This window comes from Mesorhizobium sp. B2-4-14, from assembly GCF_006442155.1.
Lineage (GTDB): Bacteria > Pseudomonadota > Alphaproteobacteria > Rhizobiales > Rhizobiaceae > Mesorhizobium.
The window spans coordinates 22624-40420 of record NZ_VFVA01000021.1; the positions used below are offsets into that span (position 1 = coordinate 22624).

Below are 17797 nucleotides of genomic sequence, written 5' to 3' on the forward strand. Positions count from 1 at the left end.
TGACAAACGACCAAATCGAGGATCACCTGTGAGCATGGATCACAGCTCAGAGGCGATGGTGCCGCTCGAAACGCTGCGTGCCTTCGATGCGGCGGCGCGGACCGGCAGTTTTTCGGCAGCCGCCGAAAGGCTCAACATCACCCATGGCGCCGTCAGCCGGCAGATCGCCAAGCTCGAGGGCTGGCTGGGGCTGAAAGTGTTCGATCGCGGCGCGCGCGGCGTGACGCTGACGATCGAAGGCAACCGGCTGCATCTGCGGACATCGGAAGCCTTCGCCCTAATATCGAGCCATTCGGACCGCTGGACCGAGCCGCGCGGAACGGCGGTGGTGCGGCTGACCTCGATCCCCTCGGTCAGCGGGCTGTGGCTGATGCCGCGCATGGCGGCACTGGAAAACAATCCCACCAGGCTGCGCATCGTTCTCGATGTAGACGTCCGCCAGGCCGATCTTGCCGATGAAGGCATCGACCTGTCGATCCGCTGCGGCCGCGGCGGCATCCCGGGCCGCGTCTCGGTAGAACTTTTCGAGGAGCATGTCTTCCCCGTCGCCTCGCCCGAGCTGGCACGGGAGATTGGGAGCGGCGACCCCGCCCGGCTGCTCGGATTTCCGCTGATCAATGATTCCGACGCCTCCGGCTGGCGCGCCTGGTTCGCGGCGCAAGGGATGGACTATCGGCCGCGCCCGCAGGACCGACGTTTCGAGGACTATAATCTGGTGCTCGACGCTGCCGCCTATGGGCTCGGCATCGCGCTGGCGCGTCCGCCGCTGAGCGGGCATCAGCTGATGTCGGGCCGCATCACCGCGGTCGACGAGCGCACCGCGCTCAATCCGGTGTCCTACTGGCTCGACCGGCCGATCGGGCGGCCACGTACCGCAGCGGCGGACCTTGCCCGCCGCATCGCGCAGCAGGCCGGACTGGCGCCGGAAAAGATCGAAGCGTTCATCGAGGCGGAGCGATAGGCTTGGCCGCCTTTCCCGAGCACCCGCCGATTCGCGGTTCAGCGAAGCAGCAGCAGGATGAACCCGACGATCCCGGTTCCCAGCAAAGCGGCCATTATCGAAACAAAGCCAATCTTCACCAGCAGCCGGTCAGGGTTCGGCGCCGCTCCATAGGATTGATTGGCAGGCTGTCGCCGGCCTGCCGATGCATCCAGGGCGGCGGCGTTGCGCGGGACAGGACCCTGCGGCGGGATAAGCGACAGCAGTGACAAGCTTACAGCTCGGGCCGGAGTGTTGTCGTTGGCCGTTGCCGAAGACGGCGAGAAGCCTCGCTGCTGCGACTCGGCTTCAGGCGCCGCTTTCCTTGCCACGACTGTTGTCAGCGCCGCTTCGTCCCTCGCGTCGAGTTGCGCCATATAGGCTTCGACGATGCCAGCCGAAGCAATCTGCTGCGACTTGGCGGCCGCCGGCGCCGCGGGCATCGCCAACAGCGCCGGTGCCGTCCGCTGCGCGAACAGGGATGCCACCGGAGGCTGGACCAATTCCCGGACCAATGCCGTCCTGACCGGATCGGCCTTCGCCAAAGGCACGGGTGGCGGCGTCATTGCCTCCTTGAGCAGGGAAGCCAGGCGGGCGGTAGAAATATCCATCGTGCCCCACAAAAGCGCTTTTCCAGCATCTCGTAACGGATCAGCATTGTCCGAGGCTTGTCGGATGCTTGACCTGGACGGCGATTTGTGGCGATGAAATCTGCATGAACCTCGGCACCACCGCATGATGAACCGTTTCGAAGGCCCGGGCGGCAAGGAAGCCCGCATCCGCTACCTCGATGGCGATTTCCAGGTCACCAGTCCCGGCTCGTTCGTGCGCTGCGCCGTGACGGGAGAAAGCATCCCCCTGGACGAGCTGAAATACTGGAGCGTCGCCAGGCAGGAGCCCTACGCCAACGCCGCCGCCTCGCTGCGCCGCGAAATCGAGGTGCACCCAGAGATACGCAAGCGCGGCTAGGCTCTCAACCTGCGCTGCCGCCAGGCATCGAGCGTTTCCTCGATGATGCGCTCGGGCACATGGTCGAGCTCGAACACCGTGTCGATTTCCAGCACGTCGAGACGCCCGAGAAATTCCTGCGAGGCGCCGTGGCGCAGCCGGGCGGCGTCCTTGGACGTGGTGATGAGGCCGAGGCCTTCGGCGTGCGCCGTCGCCGCCAGTTCGGCGAGTTCGTCCTCGGCGTAAAAATGATGATCCAGAAATGGCCTGGAGAGAACCACCTCGCCGCCGGCCTGGCGCACCGTGTCGAAGAATTTGTCGGGATGGCCGATGCCGGCGAAGGCGAGGAACCGCTTTCCGCCAAGGCCAGCCTTGCTGCTTGGCTTCGTGTGAGCCTCGAAGATCGGGCGGCCGGCGCGGGCCGCCTGGCGCACCACCATGTCGGCCGCGGTGCCCTCGCCCATCTTCAACAGCCCGCTGGTGTAGACCAGCTGGTCGACGATCTTGGCCCGAAGCGGTCCGCCCGGAATGACGCGGCCATTGCCGATCCCATAGCGGGCATCGACCACGACCAGCGCATAGTCGATGTGGATGCGCGCGCTCTGAAAGCCATCATCCATGATCAGGAAATCGCAGCCATGCCTTTCCAGCAGCAGCCGGGCGCCGGCCGCGCGGTTCGGCGTTACCGCGACGGGGGCGTGTTCGGCCAGGAGCAACGGCTCGTCGCCGACATGCTTGGCGCTGTCGTGACTGGCATCGACGACGTGCGGCTCGGCAAAGGAGCCGCCATGGCCGCGCGACAGGAAACCAGGCTTCAGATGCATGCGCTTGGCCTGCTCGGCGAGCGCGATGGCGACCGGCGTCTTGCCGGTGCCGCCGACGGTGAAATTGCCGATACACAGAACCGGCGCGTCGATCTTCTCGCGCCGGGCCCGCCGCATGCCGCGGCCGGCAACCAGTGCATAGACGGCCGACAGCGGCGACAGTGCCAGGACTTTCCAGTCCGGCTTTTCCCACCAGAATGGCGGTGCTTCGGAAGCCACGTTAACGACCGTTCGCGCCCTTCAGGCGCGACTTGATGACCAGCGGCTGGATATAGGGTTCAAGCGATTTCAGCGTGCGCGCCAGCGCGCCGCGCATCTCATCGACGGTCGCCACTCCAGCGGCCATCATCTCGTGGCGTGCGACTTCATTGGTCAGCAGGAAATTGACGGCCCCGGCCAGCATATCGCGATCGCGCACCAGCTTGGCGCCGCCGCTGTCGATCAGACGCTGGTAGGCTTCGCGAAAATTCTGCACATTGCGCCCAGCGAGAACCGCGGTGTCGAGCATGGCCGGCTCGAGCGGATTCTGGCCGCCCTCGGAGGTCAGCGAGCGGCCGACGAAGGCGATCTCGGTCAATCGGAGATAAAGCCCCATCTCGCCGATCGTATCGCCGAGAAGGATATCGATGTCGGGCCCGATGCGGTCGCCCTTGCTGCGCCGCGCGACCTTCAGGCCCATGCCTGAAATCTGCGCGGCAAGCGCGTCGGCGCGATCGGGATGGCGCGGAACGACGATCGTCAGCAGGCCTTGGTGGCGCTTGTGCAGCGTCGCGTGGACTTCCGCCGCGACCACTTCCTCGCCGTCATGGGTCGAGATCGCCGCCCAGGTCGGGCGGCCGCCGATCTGCCGCTGCAACGAGGCCAGCGCCCGTCCGTCGGCCGGCGGGGGATTGGTATCGACCTTAAGGTTGCCCGACACCGTGACCGGCCGGGCGCCAAGCGCGCGAAAACGCTCGCCGTCGACATCGGACTGGGCAACGACATGGGCGAGATTCTCGAACAGCGCCTCGGCGATATTGGCCCGCTTCTTCCACGAGATGAACGAGCGGTCGGAAAGCCTGCCATTGACCAGCACCTGCGGAACATGGCGCGCGCCAAGCTCGAGGATGGTCATCGGCCAGATCTCGGATTCGGCGATGATCGCCAGATCCGGCCGCCAGTGATCGAGGAACCGGCTGACCGCCGGCTTCAGATCGAGCGGCACATATTGATGGATGATGCGGTCGCCGAGCCGCTCGTCGGCAACCTGGGCCGATGTCACGGTGCCGGTCGTCAGCACGATGTTGACGCCATAGTCGAGAATGCTTTCGACCAGCGGCACGACGGCTATGGTCTCGCCGACGCTGGCGGCATGGATCCAGATAACTGGCCCTTCGGGGCGCGGGCGGCCGGCGACTCCATAGCGCTCGCGGCGGCGGTTGCGGTCCTCCTTGCCGCGCGAGATGCGCCAGGCGACATAGGGCCCGATCAGCGGATAGGCGGCGGCACCCGCGAAACGGTATGCCGTCAGCATGGCACGCGCCCAGCGGCCGCTCATCGCGGACCGTCCACGAGACGGTAGGCCTCGGCCGTCGCGGCATTGAGCGCGGTGGTGATTTCCTGGCGCTTGCGCTCCATTTCGGCGTCGTCGGCGTCCGCGGCCACAAAGATCGGCGCCCCGATGGTTACCGCGGAACGGCCGAATGGCAGGTTTATGGTGGTCTTGTCCCAGCTCTTCTCCAGCACCTTGCGGCGGCTGGTGGCGATGGCGACCGGCAGGAGCGGCCGGCCCGAGAGGCGCGCCAGGAGAACAATACCAAGCCCCGCGTCGCGCGGTGTGCCGTGGGGAATGTCTGCGATCATGGCGACGTTCTTGCCGGCGGTGAGCGACTTTTTGAGGGCGATCAGTGCCTTGGCCCCACCCTTGTCGAGATGCCTGGCATTTTCACGCCCGCCCGAACCGCGCACCGCCTCGATGCCGAATTTCTCCAGCATTAGTGCGTTGAGCTCGGCATCGGCGCTGCGTGACACCATGGCGACCAGGGGTTTGCGCTTGGGATAGTAGGCCGGCGTCAAAAGATGCTGGCCATGCCACAAAGCGATGATGCCGGGCTCGAACTCGGCGTAGGCCCCTCCCGAAAACCGCGCCGACCCGGCGACCAGGGGACTGGTCAGGCGAACCAGCCGCACGAACTGCGCGAGCAGGCTGGCAATGGCGTTCTTGACGAATCGCGACTGTGCGAGCGGTTCGCGGATCTTGCGCCAGAAGGCCTTGGTCGTGCGGCTGCGGCCTCTGCCCGCGGACTCGGCCTCGCCGGCTGGCTCTTTCGCCAGATCATGCTCCATCGAAATCAACCGACGACCTTGTTGTCGGGGTCCAGCAGACGGTGCAGATGAACGACGAAATAACGCATATGGGCATTGTCCACGCTGGCTTGCGCCTTGGCTTTCCACGCCGTATGCGCGGATTGATAGTCCGGATAGATGCCGACGATGTCGAGCGCCTCGAGATCGCGGAACTCCGTGCCGCCAAGCTTCTTCAGTTCGCCGCCGAACACCAGATGCAAAAGCTGTTTCTTTCCGTCTTCCGCGGCCATGTCGGTCCTTCACATATCGTGAGTTTGTGACAGGTCTAGACCAAAGCCGTTGACTTTGGAACCTTCGAAAATGCTTTCAGGCATCCAGCCCAGCGATGACATCGACGAGCACCGCCAGCAAATCACCGCTGCCGGCGGCAAGCGCGCCGTGGCGGGTCACCTCGCCGGCGTAGAGCGGGGCGCGGCCATGCGGGTCGAGCAACTGGCCGCCCGCCTCGCGCAGGATAAGATCGGCGGCGGCGATGTCCCAGTCATGCGCGTTCGGCTTGACGAAGGTGGCGTCGAGCGTGCCGTTGGCGATCATCGCCAGGCGGTAGGCAAGCGAAGGGCTGTAGGGCGCCCGTATCAACCGCTTCTGCCAGCCGGGCGGCACCAGGTCGATCAACTGCTTCAACCCGGATATCTCGGCCATATCCCCAAGCGTGCGCACCGCAATGCGCTTGCCGTTGCGGAACGCGCCCTGGCCGGGCAACGCCCAATAGATCTCGTTCATCGCCGGGCATTCGAGCACGCCGGCCAGCGTGCGTCCGTTTTCGACGACGGCAACGCTGACGCACCAGGTGCGCTGACCTTCCAGGAAGCCACGCGTACCGTCGATCGGGTCGACGACGAAGGTGCGGCGCGCCGAAAGCCGCACCGGATCGTCGACCGTCTCTTCCGACAGCCAGCCATAGTCCGGCCGCGCCGCCAGCAACGTGCGGCGCAGATAGGCATCCGCCGCATGATCGGCTTCGCTGACCGGCGAAGTGCCGCCCTTCATCCAGACTTGCGGACTGTTGCCGAAATAACGCATGGCGATGAGGCCCGCCTCGCGGGCGGCATCGCGCAGCAGCGGCAGATCCCCGATAGCGCCAGAGGGGGCACCGGCAGTGGTCAGTTCATGCGCCGGCAAGGGTCATGCCTTCGATCAGGAGCGTTGGGGCCGCCGTGCCGAAATTGCGGTCGAGGTCATCAGCCGGCACCATGTTCAGGAACATGGTCTTCAGGTTCGAGGCGATGGTGACTTCGGCAACCGGATAGGCCAGCGCGCCATTCTCGATCCAGAAACCGGAAGCGCCGCGGCTGTATTCGCCGGTGACCATGTCGACGCCCTGCCCGAACACTTCGGTGACATAGAAACCGGTCTTGAGCGACTTGATCAGATCCTCCGGTGACCGCTCCCCCGGCTCGATGGCGAGATTGGTGGAGGATGGCGACACGGAAGAGCCGCTGCGCGATCCGCGCCCATTGGTGACGAGGCCAAGCTCTCGCGCCGCCGAGGTCGACAGGAACCAGTGGTTGAGCACGCCCTTTTCGACCATCAGAAGCTTCTCGCCCTCGACGCCTTCGCCATCGAACGGGCGCGAGGCCTGGCCACGCGGCCTGAGCGGCTCGTCGGTGACCGTGATCGCGCACGCGGCCACTTGCTTGCCCATCATGTCGCGCAGAAACGAGGTCTTGCGCGCAACGGAGGCGCCATTGATGGCGCCGGCAAGGTGGCCGGCAATGCCGCGCGCGACGCGCGGATCGAACACCACATCGACCGGGCCGGTCGCGGCCTTGCGCGCGCCGATGCGGCGCACGGCGCGTTCGCCAGCCTTGCGGCCGATGTCTTCAGGCGCATCGAGATCGGCGAAATGCTGGCGCGAGGAGAATTCATAGTCGCGCTCCATGCCGGTGCCTTCGCCGGCGATGACGCTGGCAGAACGCGAAAACCGCGAGGCGACATAGTGGCCGAGAAAGCCGTGCGACGTGGCCAGCACCAGCCCGCCCAGCCCGGCACTGGCATTGCTGCCTGACGAATTGGTCACGCCCTTGACCGCAAGGGCCGCCGCTTCCGCGGCAAGGGCGGCCTCCTTCAACTGGTCGGCGGAGACTTCGGTGGCGTCGAACAGGTCGAGATCGCGAATTTGCTTCGCAAGCAGCGCCGGATCGGCAAGGCCCTGATAAGGATCCTGCGGCGACACTTTCGCCATAGCCACGGCCCGCTCTGCGAGTGAAACCGGATCGGATGCGGCGGTGGCCGAGACGCTTGCCACTCTCTGGCCGACGAAGACGCGCAGCGAGACGTCCTCGGCCTCCGATGATTCGGTGGCCTCGACCTTGCCGAGCCGAACCGACACGCCGGTGGAGCGGCCCCGCACGGCCACCGCGTCGGCGGCATCGGCGCCGGCCTTCCTGGCGGCCTCGACCAGGGCCGCGACGCGGTCGGCCAATTTTGCTGCGTCTGATATGTCGGCCATGACTGTGATCCTGCTGTTGCGGCCAAAGCCTGGCCGCTGCCCACCCATCTATTGTTCCGGTCCGGCTTGTGCAATGGCATGGGCTTCAATCAAAATGCAGGGTTCGCAGTTCCCATCTCGAACCCAGTGACGCAAAATCAGTCCGCCAGCCTGTACGGAGCATCTTCGATGACGCCTTTCCATCTCGCCTTTCCGGTCCGCGATCTCGATGAAACCCGCACTTTCTACAGCGAGGTGCTGGGCTGCGCGATCGGCCGTTCATCGGCGACCTGGATCGATTTCGACCTTTACGGCCACCAGATGTCGGCGCATCTGCGGCCGGCGCAAGCCGCCAGCGACGGCAAGGTAGACGGCATCACCGTGCCGATCCCGCATTTCGGCGCCGTGCTGTTGATGGACGACTGGCAGCGCCTGGCGACCCGGCTGGAAGCGCGCGACGACATCGACTGGCTGGAACGGCCGATGGTCCGCTTCAAGGGCGAGCCGGGCGAACAGGCGACGCTGTTCATCCGCGACCCTTCTGGCAACGCCCTGGAATTCAAGGGCTTTCGCTCGCTGGAGCAGGTTTTCGCGCACTGAGGACGAGAGGGCTCGCAGCGGGCGCTGTCGTTCAGGACGCCGCGACCGGCGTCCAGATCACATCCTCGATCTTTTGCGCGCCCGTCGCCAGCATCGCCAGCCGGTCGAAGCCGAGCGCGATGCCGCTGGCCTGCGGCATGATGGCAAGGGCGGCGAGAAAATCCTCGTCCAGCGGATAGCGCTCGCCATAGATGCGCTCTTTCTCGTCCATCTCGATGATGAAGCGACGTCGCTGCTCGGCCGCGTCAGTCAGCTCGCCAAAGCCGTTGGCGAGCTCGACGCCGCAGCAGTAGAGCTCGAAGCGCTCGGCGACGCGCGCATCCCTGGGGCTTGGCCGGGCAAGGGCCGCCTCGGCGACAGGGTATTCGCACAGGATGGTCGCCTGGCCGATGCCGAGATGGGGCTCGATTTTTTCCACCATCACGCGGCTGAACAGGTCGGCCCAGCTGTCGTCGGGCGCCGTGCGCATGCCGGCCTTGGTCAAGGCGGCGTACAGCGCGTCGCGGTCGGTGCCGCCATCGGCGGCGACCGTGGCCAGCAGATCGATGCCGGCATGGCGCATGAAGGCGTCCGCCACCGTCAGGCGCTCCGGATCGGCAAACGGATCGCAATCGCGGCCACGGAAGGAAAAGCGCCTGGTCCCTGCCCTTGTCGCGGCCAGCGCCAGCAGATCAGCGCAGTCGCGCATCAGGCTCTCATAGGTCTCGCCCACCCGGTACCATTCGAGCATAGTGAATTCGGGATGGTGCAATGGGCCGTGCTCGCGGTTGCGGTAGACCGGACCCAGGCTGAAAATCCGGAGCTCACCAGCGGCGAGCAGCTTCTTGCAAGCGAATTCCGGCGAGGTATGGAGATAAAGCGGCGAGCGAGCGCCATCCGGCCCGACCGCTTCCGTGGCGAAAGCGGCCAGATGCGTCTCGTTGCCGGGCGAGACCTGCATGGCCGCCGTTTCCACTTCGACGAAATCATTCCGGGTGAACCAGTCGCGCAGGGCGGCCGTGAGGCCGTTGCGCAGCATCAGGCGCGGGCGGCGGTCGGCATGGACATGCGGCGTCCACCAGGGCGAAGCGGTGGTCATGGGCGGATTGAACGCATGCCGATTCGCCTGGGGGGCTGGCGGTTCGCGCCAAGATGCGCTAGGGCCCCATCCAGCGCCGCACAAGCCGGCAAACGCCAGTCAACTCTCGCAGGATTTAAAACCGTGGTGAAAGTCATCGCCAGTTCGCTCCGCAAAGGCAATGTCGTCGACAAGGACGGCAAGCTTTATGTGATCCTCTTTGCCGAAAACATCCACCCAGGCAAGGGCACCCCGGTGACGCAGCTCGACATGCGCCGCATCGGCGACGGGGTGAAGGTTTCCGAGCGCTACCGCACCACCGAACAGGTGGAGCGCGCCTATGTCGAGGAGCGCGAGCACACCTTCCTTTACGCCGACGGCGAAGGCTATCACTTCATGAACCCGGAAACCTACGACCAGGTGGCGGTATCGGAAGCCGTGGTCGGCGACGCGGCACCCTACCTGCAGGAAGGCATGCCGGTGCAGGTCTCTCAGTTCAACGGCATCGCGATCGCGCTGGTGCTGCCGCAGCGCGCCACCTTCGAAGTCGTGGAAACCGAGCCGACGACCAAAGGCCAGACGGCATCGTCCTCCTACAAGCCTGCCTTGCTCTCCAATGGCGTGCGCACCACCGTACCGCCGCACATCGCTCCCGGCACCCGCGTGGTGGTGATGACGGCGGACGGCTCGTATGTGGAGCGGGCGAAGGACTGAGGCCGGTGTTCGATTTAGCCGGCACTCGACGCCGGCCCGAAGCGGTCCTCGCTGCTAGTCTGGCGGATGGTATCGCGGACTTCGATAAAGCGGCCGAGGACGGTCATGATCGACTGACGTTCGCCTTGCGGTCGCCGCAAGAATAACCGGCACGACATGGCGCACGTCCGCCCCAATTCGCTCGATTGTCGATCGCATCGAGCGTTGTTTCGCCCGGTAAGTATCGGCCTGAAAACCTGACTATTACCCAGCCACCCGATTCCCGCGCTCGCTCTTGCCAGCCCGCGCGTCCACAACCCTCTCCACCTCCCGCTTCAATCGATCCTTGATTTCGGCCGTTTCGTTCATCAGGGCATCGATCTTCAGGAAGTCGAGCACGCGGTATTTTGACACTGCCGGGCGGACCAATATATCGGGGCGGCACTGTTTCAGCTTGTTGGCGATGATCGACTGCATCATCAGCTGCGTGGCGCCGAACATCAGGTCGACGGAGGTCGGCTGTTTGCGGTCGGCTTCTTCCGGCGCGCCGACCACGTCGACGCCAATGATGATGTCGGCGTCGTCCTCGATCAGGTCGAACGGCACGGGATTATAGATGCCGCCGTCGATCAGCAGCCTGCCGTCGCGGGTCACCGGCCGAAAGACCGCGGGAATGGCGGCAGAGGCGGCAAGCGCGGAGTGCAGGTCACCGTCGTCGAACACGGCGAGCTTGTGGCCGAAATAGTCCGTCGCCGTCACCTTCAGCGGGATCTTCAGCTCGGCGAAGGTTTCGGGAATGGCCTCGGGCAGGAAGGCCTTCAGGATGCGCTCGACATTGAACTGGCTGACCCGGATGCCGCCTTGCATGGCTTCCGCGATCGTGCCCGGCCGGGCGCGCCACATGCGGCTTGCCACTTCGGCGCGCCGGCCGAGGATCGAGCGGGCATAGTCGTGGATGTCCTTGCCGGTCATGCCCGATGCCATGCCGGCGCCCATGATGGCGCCGATCGACGAGCCGGCGATCGCCACGGGCCGGATGCCAAGCTCGTCCAGCGCCTCGATGACATGGATATGCGCCAGACCGCGCGCCCCGCCGCCGCCGAACGCTATCCCGAAAGTCGGACTCATCCCTTACCGGCCCCGGCCAGCGGAGGCCCGACCACCATGATGGTCGGCTCGGCCGAGAGCAGCTTCCGCGCCGCCGCCTTGACCTGATCCAACGTCACCGCATTGATGTAGCCGGCGCGACGCTGCATGTAGTCGATGCCGAGATCGTCCAGCTGCAGCTCGACCAGCGTCGCGGCGATGGAGCTTGAGGAGTCCAGATTGTTGATGGCATAGGCGCCAATCAGATATTTCTTGGTCGCCGCAAGTTCGGCCTCTGTCGGGCCCTCCTCCGCCAGTCGCTTGACGACGTCGCGCACGATGCCGAGCGTCTCGGCCGCACGGTCGGAGCGCGTTCCGGTGCTGACGATCAGCGCATTGGCATGGTCCTGATTGACCAAAGAGGAATTGACGCTGTAGGCCAGCCCACGCTTTTCACGCACTTCCTGGAACAGGCGCGAGGTGAAGGTGCCGCCGCCGAGGATTTCGTTCATCAGCACGGTGGGGAAGAAATCCGCCGCCTTGCGCTTCACGCCGGGCCAGGCGAGTTGGAGCGAGGTCTGCGGCAGGTCGTAATTGACCTCCACACGCTGCGCCAGCTTGGGTTCGATATCCGCAACAGGGGCGAGCGCCTGGTTCTGCGGCAGGTCGCCGAACACCATGTCCAGCTTCTTCTTCAGCGTTTCGGCATCGATGGCGCCGACGACGGCGACATGCAGACCGCCGCGCGCGAACACCGCCTTGTGCAAGGCTTTGAGATCGTCTTGCGTGATGGCGGCGATGCTCTGCCTCGTGCCCTGGTCGGAGCGCGAATAGGGATGGTCGCCATAGATGGCGCGTGTCCAGCGGTTCTGCGCCACCGTGTCGGGGTCATTCTCGTTGGCGATAATGCCGGACAGGATTTGGGCGCGGATCCGGTCGATCGGTGCCTGATCGAAGCGCGGCTCGTTGACCGCCAGCCGCAACAGGTCGAACGCCTCGTCTCGCTGTTCAGCCAGCATGCGCATCGAACCATAGACGCCGTCGCGGGTCTCTTCGAAGCTCATCTCGGCGCCGGCATCGTCCAACCTGATCTGGAAGGCTTCCGAGTCGAGAGAGCCGGCGCCTTCGTCGAATAGGCCGGTCATCAGGTTGGCCAGGCCTTCCTTCCCTGGCGGATCCTGCGTCGAACCGCCGCCGAAGACGAAGCGGATGGCGACGACCGGCACGGAATAGTCCTCCACCAGCCAGGCAGTGATACCCTTCGGAGAAGTGACGGACTCGATCTCCATGGCGCGGGCGGCAAGCGCCGGCAAGATCAGGAAGAAGATGGAGAGGAAGAGGGTTGCCAGTGCGGCACGCGCCTTACCTTCGCCGCTTGTAGGATGGTGGTGCTGGCTCATCGTCAATTCCCCGCCTGTTGCTGCGGCAAGAGATAGCCGGTCGTCGAGCGAGCCAGCACCAGATAGCGCGCGGCGACGGCCTTGACTTCGTCCGCCGTGACCTTGCGGATGCGGTCCGGCCATTGCTGGACATCCTTCACGTTGCCGCCTGTGGCCAGGGTCGAGCCATAGATGTTGGCCATGGAATCCTGCTTGTCGCGGGCAAAGATCATCGACCGGACGTAGCGGTCCTTGGCCTTTTCGAGCTCATCCGCTGTGACGCCGTCGCTCGCGATGCGCGCCACCTCGGCATCGACCGCGGCCTCGACATCGGCCAGCTTGGCGTCGCCGCGCGGCGCGCCGTAGACGGTGAAATTGGTGTCGTCGAGCATGGTGCCCTGGAAATAGGCGCCAGCGCTGGAAGCGATGCCTTGCTGGACCACCAGCGCCTGGTAGAGCCGGCTGCGGTTGCCGCCGCCGAGGATCTCGGCCAGCAGGTCGAGCGCTTCGCCTTCGCCCGGCTTGGCGGTGTGGTAGGACGGCACCACCCATTGCGTCGAAAAACTAGGCACGCTGACGCGGGCATCGGAGAGTGTGACGGTGCGCTTGGTGTTCTGTTCCGGCTCTACCGGGCGTACGCGCGGCGGCAGGTCCGGCCCGCGGGCCACCTTGCCATAGGTCTTCTCGGCGAGCGCCTTCACGGTGTCGGGTTCGACATCACCGGCCACGATCAGCACGGCGTTGTTGGGCCGGTAGTATTTGTTGTAGAAGGCCACCGCGTCGGTGCGGTTCAACTGCTCCATCTCCTGCATCCAGCCGATGACCGGAATGCGATAGCGTTGATTCTGCCACAGCGTGGCATCGACTTCCTCGTCGAGCACCGCCTGCGGATTGTTGTCGATGCGCGAGCGGCGCTCCTCGAGAATAACATCGCGCTCGGTCTTGATGACGTCATCGGTCAGGACGAGGTTGCGCATGCGGTCGGCTTCGAAGCTCATCATCAACTCGAGCGCCGATGGCGCCACCGTCTCGTGGAAAGCGGTGTAATCGTAGGAGGTGAAAGCGTTGTTGGAGCCGCCAATATCGGAGACGGCGCGGTCAAACTCGCCGGCCGCGTGATTGGTCGTCGCCTTGAACATCAGATGCTCGAAGAAATGAGCGATGCCGGATTTGCCCGGCGGCTCGTCGGCACTGCCGATCTTGTACCACACCATATGGGTGACGATCGGCGCGCGGTGGTCGGGAATGACGACCACTTCCATGCCGTTGTCGAGCAGGAAATCCGTCACCTTGAACTCGGCCGGCACCGTATTGGGCAATACCGGGCCGTCGGCCAGCACCGGGCCGGTCATGGTAAAGGCCAGCGACGTCGTCAGCAGTGCCATCCGCAGCCATTCGGCCCTTTGTGTCATCAATGGCTCCGGTCTCCTCGGCAAGACGATAGGCAAGCTGTCTGTGACAAGCAAAGTGAATTGTTGGCTATGTTGCCGGCAAAGGCGGCGGCAAAGAGGCCGCCGCTGGGCGCAGGCGTGTCACGCAGCCTCGATGAAGCGGATGACGGTCTCGCCGTAGTTGCGCTCATCAAGCACCGAAAAGCCGGGGCCGGGTTCAAATGGAACCGCCAACGTCTCCTCAACCACGCACAGTGCACCGGGGCGCAGCCAGCCGCCGGCACTGGCCGACCGCAGGGCACGTTCGCCAAGACCCTTGCCATAGGGCGGATCGGCGAAGACGAGACCGAACGGCGCCAGCGTGCCTGCCTCGCCGAGGGCGGTTGCGTCGCGGCGGAAGATCTTGGTGCGGCCGGTCAGGCCGAAGGCCTCGACATTATCGCGGATCAGGCCACGGCCTTCGGCCGACTCCTCGATGAAGACGCCATAGGATGCCCCGCGTGACAGTGCCTCCAGACCAAGGGCGCCGGTCCCGGCAAACAGATCGAGCACGCGGACTCCGTCCAGTTGACCAGCAAAGCGATGCGCCAGCACGTTGAAGACGGCCTCGCGGGCGCGGTCGGTCGTCGGACGGATGGCGCTGCTGCGGGGCGTCGCCAGCGGACGCCCGCGAAACTCGCCGCCAACGATCCTCATCTCGTCCTGGGGCCCTTGGGACCGCCGCGCGGACGCTCACCGCCACCCGCGCCGCCCGGACGCTCGCCACGCGGCTTGCCGAACGGCTTTGCACCGACCGGTTTGCCGCCGGGCTTGCCATAGGCCGGCTTGAACGAGGCCTTGCGCGCCTTGGCGTCGGCGGCCTTGGCCGCTTCGGCCTCAGCCCTGCCCTTGCCGATCGGCCGGGCACCCGGCGCCATCCAGACATTGGCCTTGCGCTGGCCGGGCGGCTCAATCGGCCGCTGCTCGCGCTCGGGTTTCTTACCACCGCCACGAGGCTTGTCACCGAAGCGCGGCTTGTCACCAAAGCTGCCACGCGGCTTATCGCCGAAGCCGCCGCGTTCGGGTCTCGGACCGCGTTCGCCAGGGCTCTTTTCCGATAAACTTCTGTCAGGACTTGTCGACAATTTGCCGAGCGCCTCGTCGCGGCTGCCTTCCCGGCGCTTGCGGTTCTTGATCAACCCGCCCTCGCCGATCGGCCGGCGCTCGCCGTCACGCGTGAATTTCGGCCGCTCGGGCTCTGCTTCACGGGCCTCGGTGCGCCGCACCGGCTTGTTCGAAAACGGCTTTGTTATCTCGGCATCGAAGTTCGCGCCGGATTCCTCCACCAGCCGCTCGCCAAGCTGGTCGCGCAGCACCCGGCCCTTGATCTCCAGCACATGGCCCTCCGGAAGATCCTCGAGCTGGAAGGGTCCGTAGGAAATGCGGATCAGCCGCGTCACGTCGAGGCCGAGCGCACCGAGAATGTTCTTGACCTCACGGTTCTTGCCCTCGCGCAAGCCGATCGTCAGCCAGGCGTTGGAGCCCTGCTCGCGGTCGAGACTGGCCTCGATGGCCCCATAGAAGACACCGTCGACGGCAATGCCTTCGCGCAGGCCGGCCAGCGCGCTTTCCTCGACCTTGCCGTGGACGCGCACGCGGTAGCGGCGCAGCCAGCCGGTGGCCGGCAGTTCGAGCACGCGCGACAGACCGCCATCGTTGGTAAGCAGCAGCAAGCCTTCCGTGTTGATGTCGAGCCTGCCGATGGTCATCAGCCGTGGCAATTCGGCCGGCAGCACGTCGAAGACTGTCTTGCGGCCTTCGGGATCGCGGTTGGTGGTGACGACGCCGGCCGGCTTGTGAAACAGGAACAGACGCGTGCGTTCGATCGGCGGAATTTCCATGCCGTCGAGATGAATAATGTCGTCGGGCATGACATTGAAAGCCGGCGAAGCCAGCACCCGGCCATTGACCTTGACGCGGCCGGCAGCGATCAGGTCCTCGGCATCGCGGCGCGAGGCGAGACCGGCACGCGCCAGCCGCTTGGCGATGCGCTCGCCGGCTTCTTCCGTTGCTTCCGCCGGCCGCGGGCGTGGCTTGAAACCGCCGCCCGATGCACCTTGGGACCGGTCACTGAAATCATGCTTGGGTCTGTCGCTCCCGAAGTCGCGCTTGGGACGGTCAGCGAAGTCACGCTTCGGACGATCTGCGAAATCACGCTTGGGACGGTCGAAGCGCTTTTCGCCGCCCTCCGGCGAAGCAGCAACCGGACGATCACCACGTGGGGCGTAGGGCTTACGCGGCCCCTCGCGCTTCTCATACGGCTTGCGCTCGCCTTCGGCCGCCATTGGGCGGTTGCCACGTGGGGCGTAGGGCTTACGCGGCCCCTCGCGCTTCTCATACGGCTTGCGCTCGCCTTCGGGCGCCATCGGACGGTCGCCGCGAGGCGCATAGGGCTTGCGCGGGCCTTCGCGCTTCTCATAAGGCTTGCCCGCGGGGCGTGGCCCCTTGCTGAATGGCTTGTCGCCGCCCTTGAAGTCGCGCTTCGGGCGCTCGCCCTCAGCGGCCATCGGCCGATCGCCACGCGGCGCATAGGGCTTCTTGGCACCGAACGATGGCTTGCCGCCCCTGTCGCCGCGCGGAGCCGCGGGTTTCTTGCCCGGGCCTTTTTGGCGCGGAGATTTCTTGTCGTTGTCGTCCATGTGGCCTTTGTCCGTTTGCGCTGCTACAGCGTGGCGCATCCTTTCGGACGCGCAACGAACGCTGTAGCACTTTGATTTGGCGCATGATCATTTCTGAAAATCGAGTCCGATTTTCAGGTTGATGCGCTCAATAACAGGATCACCGCCGGGAGGCGAGGAGATAATGGGAATGGAAACCGCGTGAAGCGGCCGGATTTCATGGCCGTGGCGTTGCAGGAGGCCAAAGCGGCAGCCCTGCGCGGCGAAGTGCCGGTCGGCGCCGTCATTGCGAATGGCCGTACGATTGTGGCCAGCGCCGGCAACCGCACCCGCGAGCTTGCCGATCCAACGGCGCACGCCGAGATGCTGGTCATCCGCGAAGCCTGTGGCAAACTCTCCAGCGAGCGGCTCACAGGCCACGATCTCTATGTGACGCTGGAACCCTGCGCCATGTGCGCCGGCGCCATTTCCTTCGCCAGGTTGCGCCGTCTTTACTTCGGCGCTCCCGACGAGAAGGGCGGCGCCGTGGTCAATGGCGTACGCTTCTTCGCCTCGCCAACCTGCCACCACATACCGGACGTCTATCCCGGTATGGGTGAAACGGAAGCAGCCTTGCTCCTGAAGGGTTTTTTTCGGGACCGTCGCGATTGAGGGGCGCAAACGCCCTTCAGCATTGAAAGAGCTTGCAAGTCTTACAGGGACGGCAGCCAGTCGAACCAGCCACCGCTCTTCTTGCCTTCGGCTTCTTTCCTTAGGCGGCGTTCCTTCTTGTACTCGTCTTCACCAAGCTCGTTTTGCGGCGCGGTATCGGAGGCGACGCGATAGGCGACCGGCGGCTCGCTGAGATATTTGCGAGTGTTCGGGTCGCCCTGCTTGCTTTCGGCAAGACGGCGCTGGATTTCGGCAGCGCGGCCCTTGTCGGAATCAGCGGGCGTCCAGCGCGGCGGATGGCTCGAGCCAGAATCTTCCATCGCCTTTTTCACAGATGCGGGATCCGTCTGTACGTCGTCAACGATCTGCGACTGGTAAGAGGGATCATCCTGATGAGCGGTGGCGTCGGCACGCAGACGTGCACGGCGCTGCTCGGGCGATTCGGGCCATTGAGCACTTGCCGTTTCGATGCTGTCCTGCGGAGCCGGCAGCGCGCCCTTCTGGCCAGGCGCCGGCTTCACCAATGTGGGACGCGGCTTATAATCGATCTGGTCCTTGTGCTTCGGCGCGATGGAAAAGGCGCTCGATAGATCGCCGGCCAATTGTTCGCCGGCGGTCTTGTCGGTGCCGTAGGTCGGGGAGCCGACGCAGCCGGCCAGAGCAAAGCCCGATGCGACAATCGGCGCCAGCAGCGCGAGGCGCGCATTGTATCTCACGGTCATGCCAAAAAGTCCCACTCTAGACAGCCTCTCGAT

At 65.2% G+C, this 17797-nt stretch carries 19 protein-coding genes; 5 read left to right on the plus strand and 14 right to left on the minus strand.

Translation table 11 applies throughout. The features are described 5' to 3' along the window. Window positions 1–34 precede the first annotated feature (34 nt). Entirely contained in the window at window positions 35–961 is a 927-nt protein-coding gene (locus FJ938_RS18520; protein WP_140613505.1) for a LysR family transcriptional regulator, read from the plus strand. A gap of 38 nt (window positions 962–999) precedes the next feature. On the opposite strand, the gene FJ938_RS18525 is transcribed toward FJ938_RS18520, so the two are convergent. Beyond that, window positions 1000–1602, minus strand: coding sequence for a hypothetical protein (locus FJ938_RS18525; RefSeq protein WP_246673400.1), 603 nt, complete (start codon window positions 1600–1602; stop codon window positions 1000–1002). Window positions 1603–1714: 112 nt separating this feature from the next. On the opposite strand from FJ938_RS18525, the gene FJ938_RS18530 reads away from it, so the two are divergent. Next, window positions 1715–1948, plus strand: coding sequence for a DUF2093 domain-containing protein (locus tag FJ938_RS18530; protein ID WP_140696104.1), 234 nt, complete (start codon window positions 1715–1717; stop codon window positions 1946–1948). Here FJ938_RS18530 and lpxK read toward each other — a convergent pair. From lpxK to FJ938_RS18560, 6 genes are all read right to left on the minus strand, one after another. Then, window positions 1945–2970, minus strand: a complete 1026-nt coding sequence (gene lpxK, locus FJ938_RS18535) for a tetraacyldisaccharide 4'-kinase (RefSeq protein WP_140696106.1) — start codon at window positions 2968–2970, stop codon at window positions 1945–1947. The genes FJ938_RS18530 and lpxK overlap by 4 nt on opposite strands. Before the next feature lies 1 nt (window position 2971). After that, the gene (gene waaA / locus FJ938_RS18540; RefSeq protein ID WP_140696109.1) at window positions 2972–4288 is read right to left on the minus strand and encodes a lipid IV(A) 3-deoxy-D-manno-octulosonic acid transferase; all 1317 of its coding nucleotides are present in this window, start codon (window positions 4286–4288) and stop codon (window positions 2972–2974) included. Further along, the gene (locus FJ938_RS18545; RefSeq protein ID WP_140696111.1) at window positions 4285–5076 is read right to left on the minus strand and encodes a lysophospholipid acyltransferase family protein; all 792 of its coding nucleotides are present in this window, start codon (window positions 5074–5076) and stop codon (window positions 4285–4287) included. Before FJ938_RS18545 ends, waaA begins: the two co-directional genes overlap by 4 nt. 5 nt (window positions 5077–5081) lie before the next feature. Further along, a complete protein-coding gene (locus FJ938_RS18550) occupies window positions 5082–5327 on the minus strand; it encodes a DUF4170 domain-containing protein (protein WP_140696113.1) in 246 nt (81 codons plus the stop codon). A gap of 76 nt (window positions 5328–5403) precedes the next feature. Beyond that, the gene (locus FJ938_RS18555; RefSeq protein ID WP_140696115.1) at window positions 5404–6219 is read right to left on the minus strand and encodes a 3'(2'),5'-bisphosphate nucleotidase CysQ; all 816 of its coding nucleotides are present in this window, start codon (window positions 6217–6219) and stop codon (window positions 5404–5406) included. Further along, the gene (locus FJ938_RS18560; RefSeq protein ID WP_140696117.1) at window positions 6206–7549 is read right to left on the minus strand and encodes a TldD/PmbA family protein; all 1344 of its coding nucleotides are present in this window, start codon (window positions 7547–7549) and stop codon (window positions 6206–6208) included. The genes FJ938_RS18555 and FJ938_RS18560 overlap by 14 nt, the downstream gene beginning before the upstream one ends. Before the next feature lie 168 nt (window positions 7550–7717). Here FJ938_RS18560 and FJ938_RS18565 point away from each other — a divergent pair, with 168 nt between their 5' ends. Then, the gene (locus FJ938_RS18565) at window positions 7718–8128 is read left to right on the plus strand and encodes a VOC family protein (protein WP_140613497.1); all 411 of its coding nucleotides are present in this window, start codon (window positions 7718–7720) and stop codon (window positions 8126–8128) included. Between the two features lie 31 nt (window positions 8129–8159). On the opposite strand, the gene epmA is transcribed toward FJ938_RS18565, so the two are convergent. Beyond that, entirely contained in the window at window positions 8160–9206 is a 1047-nt protein-coding gene (gene epmA / locus FJ938_RS18570) for an EF-P lysine aminoacylase EpmA (RefSeq protein ID WP_140696119.1), read from the minus strand. 123 nt (window positions 9207–9329) lie between these two features. On the opposite strand from epmA, the gene efp reads away from it, so the two are divergent. Further along, on the plus strand, window positions 9330–9899 hold the full coding sequence (efp, locus tag FJ938_RS18575; protein ID WP_140613495.1) for an elongation factor P: 570 nt from the start codon (window positions 9330–9332) through the stop codon (window positions 9897–9899). Window positions 9900–10142: 243 nt separating this feature from the next. Here efp and FJ938_RS18580 read toward each other — a convergent pair whose 3' ends face one another. From FJ938_RS18580 to FJ938_RS18600, 5 genes are all read right to left on the minus strand, one after another. Next, entirely contained in the window at window positions 10143–11006 is an 864-nt protein-coding gene (locus FJ938_RS18580) for a patatin-like phospholipase family protein (RefSeq protein WP_140611260.1), read from the minus strand. Beyond that, entirely contained in the window at window positions 11003–12364 is a 1362-nt protein-coding gene (locus FJ938_RS18585) for a pitrilysin family protein (protein ID WP_140696121.1), read from the minus strand. Before FJ938_RS18585 ends, FJ938_RS18580 begins: the two co-directional genes overlap by 4 nt. A 2-nt stretch (window positions 12365–12366) precedes the next feature. Then, window positions 12367–13755: a pitrilysin family protein gene (locus FJ938_RS18590; protein ID WP_140696124.1), complete on the minus strand. Its 1389-nt coding sequence runs from the start codon at window positions 13753–13755 to the stop codon at window positions 12367–12369. Window positions 13756–13875: 120 nt separating this feature from the next. After that, window positions 13876–14430: a 16S rRNA (guanine(966)-N(2))-methyltransferase RsmD gene (gene rsmD / locus FJ938_RS18595; protein ID WP_140696127.1), complete on the minus strand. Its 555-nt coding sequence runs from the start codon at window positions 14428–14430 to the stop codon at window positions 13876–13878. Continuing rightward, complete coding sequence (locus FJ938_RS18600; RefSeq protein WP_140696130.1) at window positions 14427–16412, minus strand: pseudouridine synthase; 1986 nt, start codon at window positions 16410–16412, stop codon at window positions 14427–14429. The genes rsmD and FJ938_RS18600 overlap by 4 nt, the downstream gene beginning before the upstream one ends. Window positions 16413–16592: 180 nt before the next feature. On the opposite strand from FJ938_RS18600, the gene FJ938_RS18605 reads away from it, so the two are divergent. Continuing rightward, a complete protein-coding gene (locus FJ938_RS18605; protein WP_140696132.1) occupies window positions 16593–17042 on the plus strand; it encodes a nucleoside deaminase in 450 nt (149 codons plus the stop codon). Window positions 17043–17083: 41 nt separating this feature from the next. On the opposite strand, the gene FJ938_RS18610 is transcribed toward FJ938_RS18605, so the two are convergent. Further along, window positions 17084–17764 (minus strand): hypothetical protein, encoded by a 681-nt coding sequence (locus FJ938_RS18610; protein WP_140696135.1) that lies wholly within the window; start codon window positions 17762–17764, stop codon window positions 17084–17086. Between the last annotated feature and the right edge of the window lie 33 nt (window positions 17765–17797).

Bases quoted from the DNA above. Each gene is read 5' to 3' on its own strand.
- FJ938_RS18520 (WP_140613505.1), top strand. From the start codon at position 35: ATGGATCACAGCTCAGAGGCGATGGTGCCGCTCGAAACGCTGCGTGCC.
- FJ938_RS18530 (WP_140696104.1), top strand. From the start codon at position 1,715: ATGATGAACCGTTTCGAAGGCCCGGGCGGCAAGGAAGCCCGCATCCGC.
- waaA (WP_140696109.1), bottom strand. From the start codon at position 4,288: ATGAGCGGCCGCTGGGCGCGTGCCATGCTGACGGCATACCGTTTCGCG.
- FJ938_RS18545 (WP_140696111.1), bottom strand. From the start codon at position 5,076: ATGGAGCATGATCTGGCGAAAGAGCCAGCCGGCGAGGCCGAGTCCGCG.
- FJ938_RS18550 (WP_140696113.1), bottom strand. From the start codon at position 5,327: ATGGCCGCGGAAGACGGAAAGAAACAGCTTTTGCATCTGGTGTTCGGC.
- FJ938_RS18560 (WP_140696117.1), bottom strand. From the start codon at position 7,549: ATGGCCGACATATCAGACGCAGCAAAATTGGCCGACCGCGTCGCGGCC.
- FJ938_RS18565 (WP_140613497.1), top strand. From the start codon at position 7,718: ATGACGCCTTTCCATCTCGCCTTTCCGGTCCGCGATCTCGATGAAACC.
- epmA (WP_140696119.1), bottom strand. From the start codon at position 9,206: ATGACCACCGCTTCGCCCTGGTGGACGCCGCATGTCCATGCCGACCGC.
- FJ938_RS18580 (WP_140611260.1), bottom strand. From the start codon at position 11,006: ATGAGTCCGACTTTCGGGATAGCGTTCGGCGGCGGCGGGGCGCGCGGT.
- FJ938_RS18585 (WP_140696121.1), bottom strand. From the start codon at position 12,364: ATGAGCCAGCACCACCATCCTACAAGCGGCGAAGGTAAGGCGCGTGCC.
- FJ938_RS18590 (WP_140696124.1), bottom strand. From the start codon at position 13,755: ATGACACAAAGGGCCGAATGGCTGCGGATGGCACTGCTGACGACGTCG.
- rsmD (WP_140696127.1), bottom strand. From the start codon at position 14,430: ATGAGGATCGTTGGCGGCGAGTTTCGCGGGCGTCCGCTGGCGACGCCC.
- FJ938_RS18600 (WP_140696130.1), bottom strand. From the start codon at position 16,412: ATGGACGACAACGACAAGAAATCTCCGCGCCAAAAAGGCCCGGGCAAG.
- FJ938_RS18610 (WP_140696135.1), bottom strand. From the start codon at position 17,764: ATGACCGTGAGATACAATGCGCGCCTCGCGCTGCTGGCGCCGATTGTC.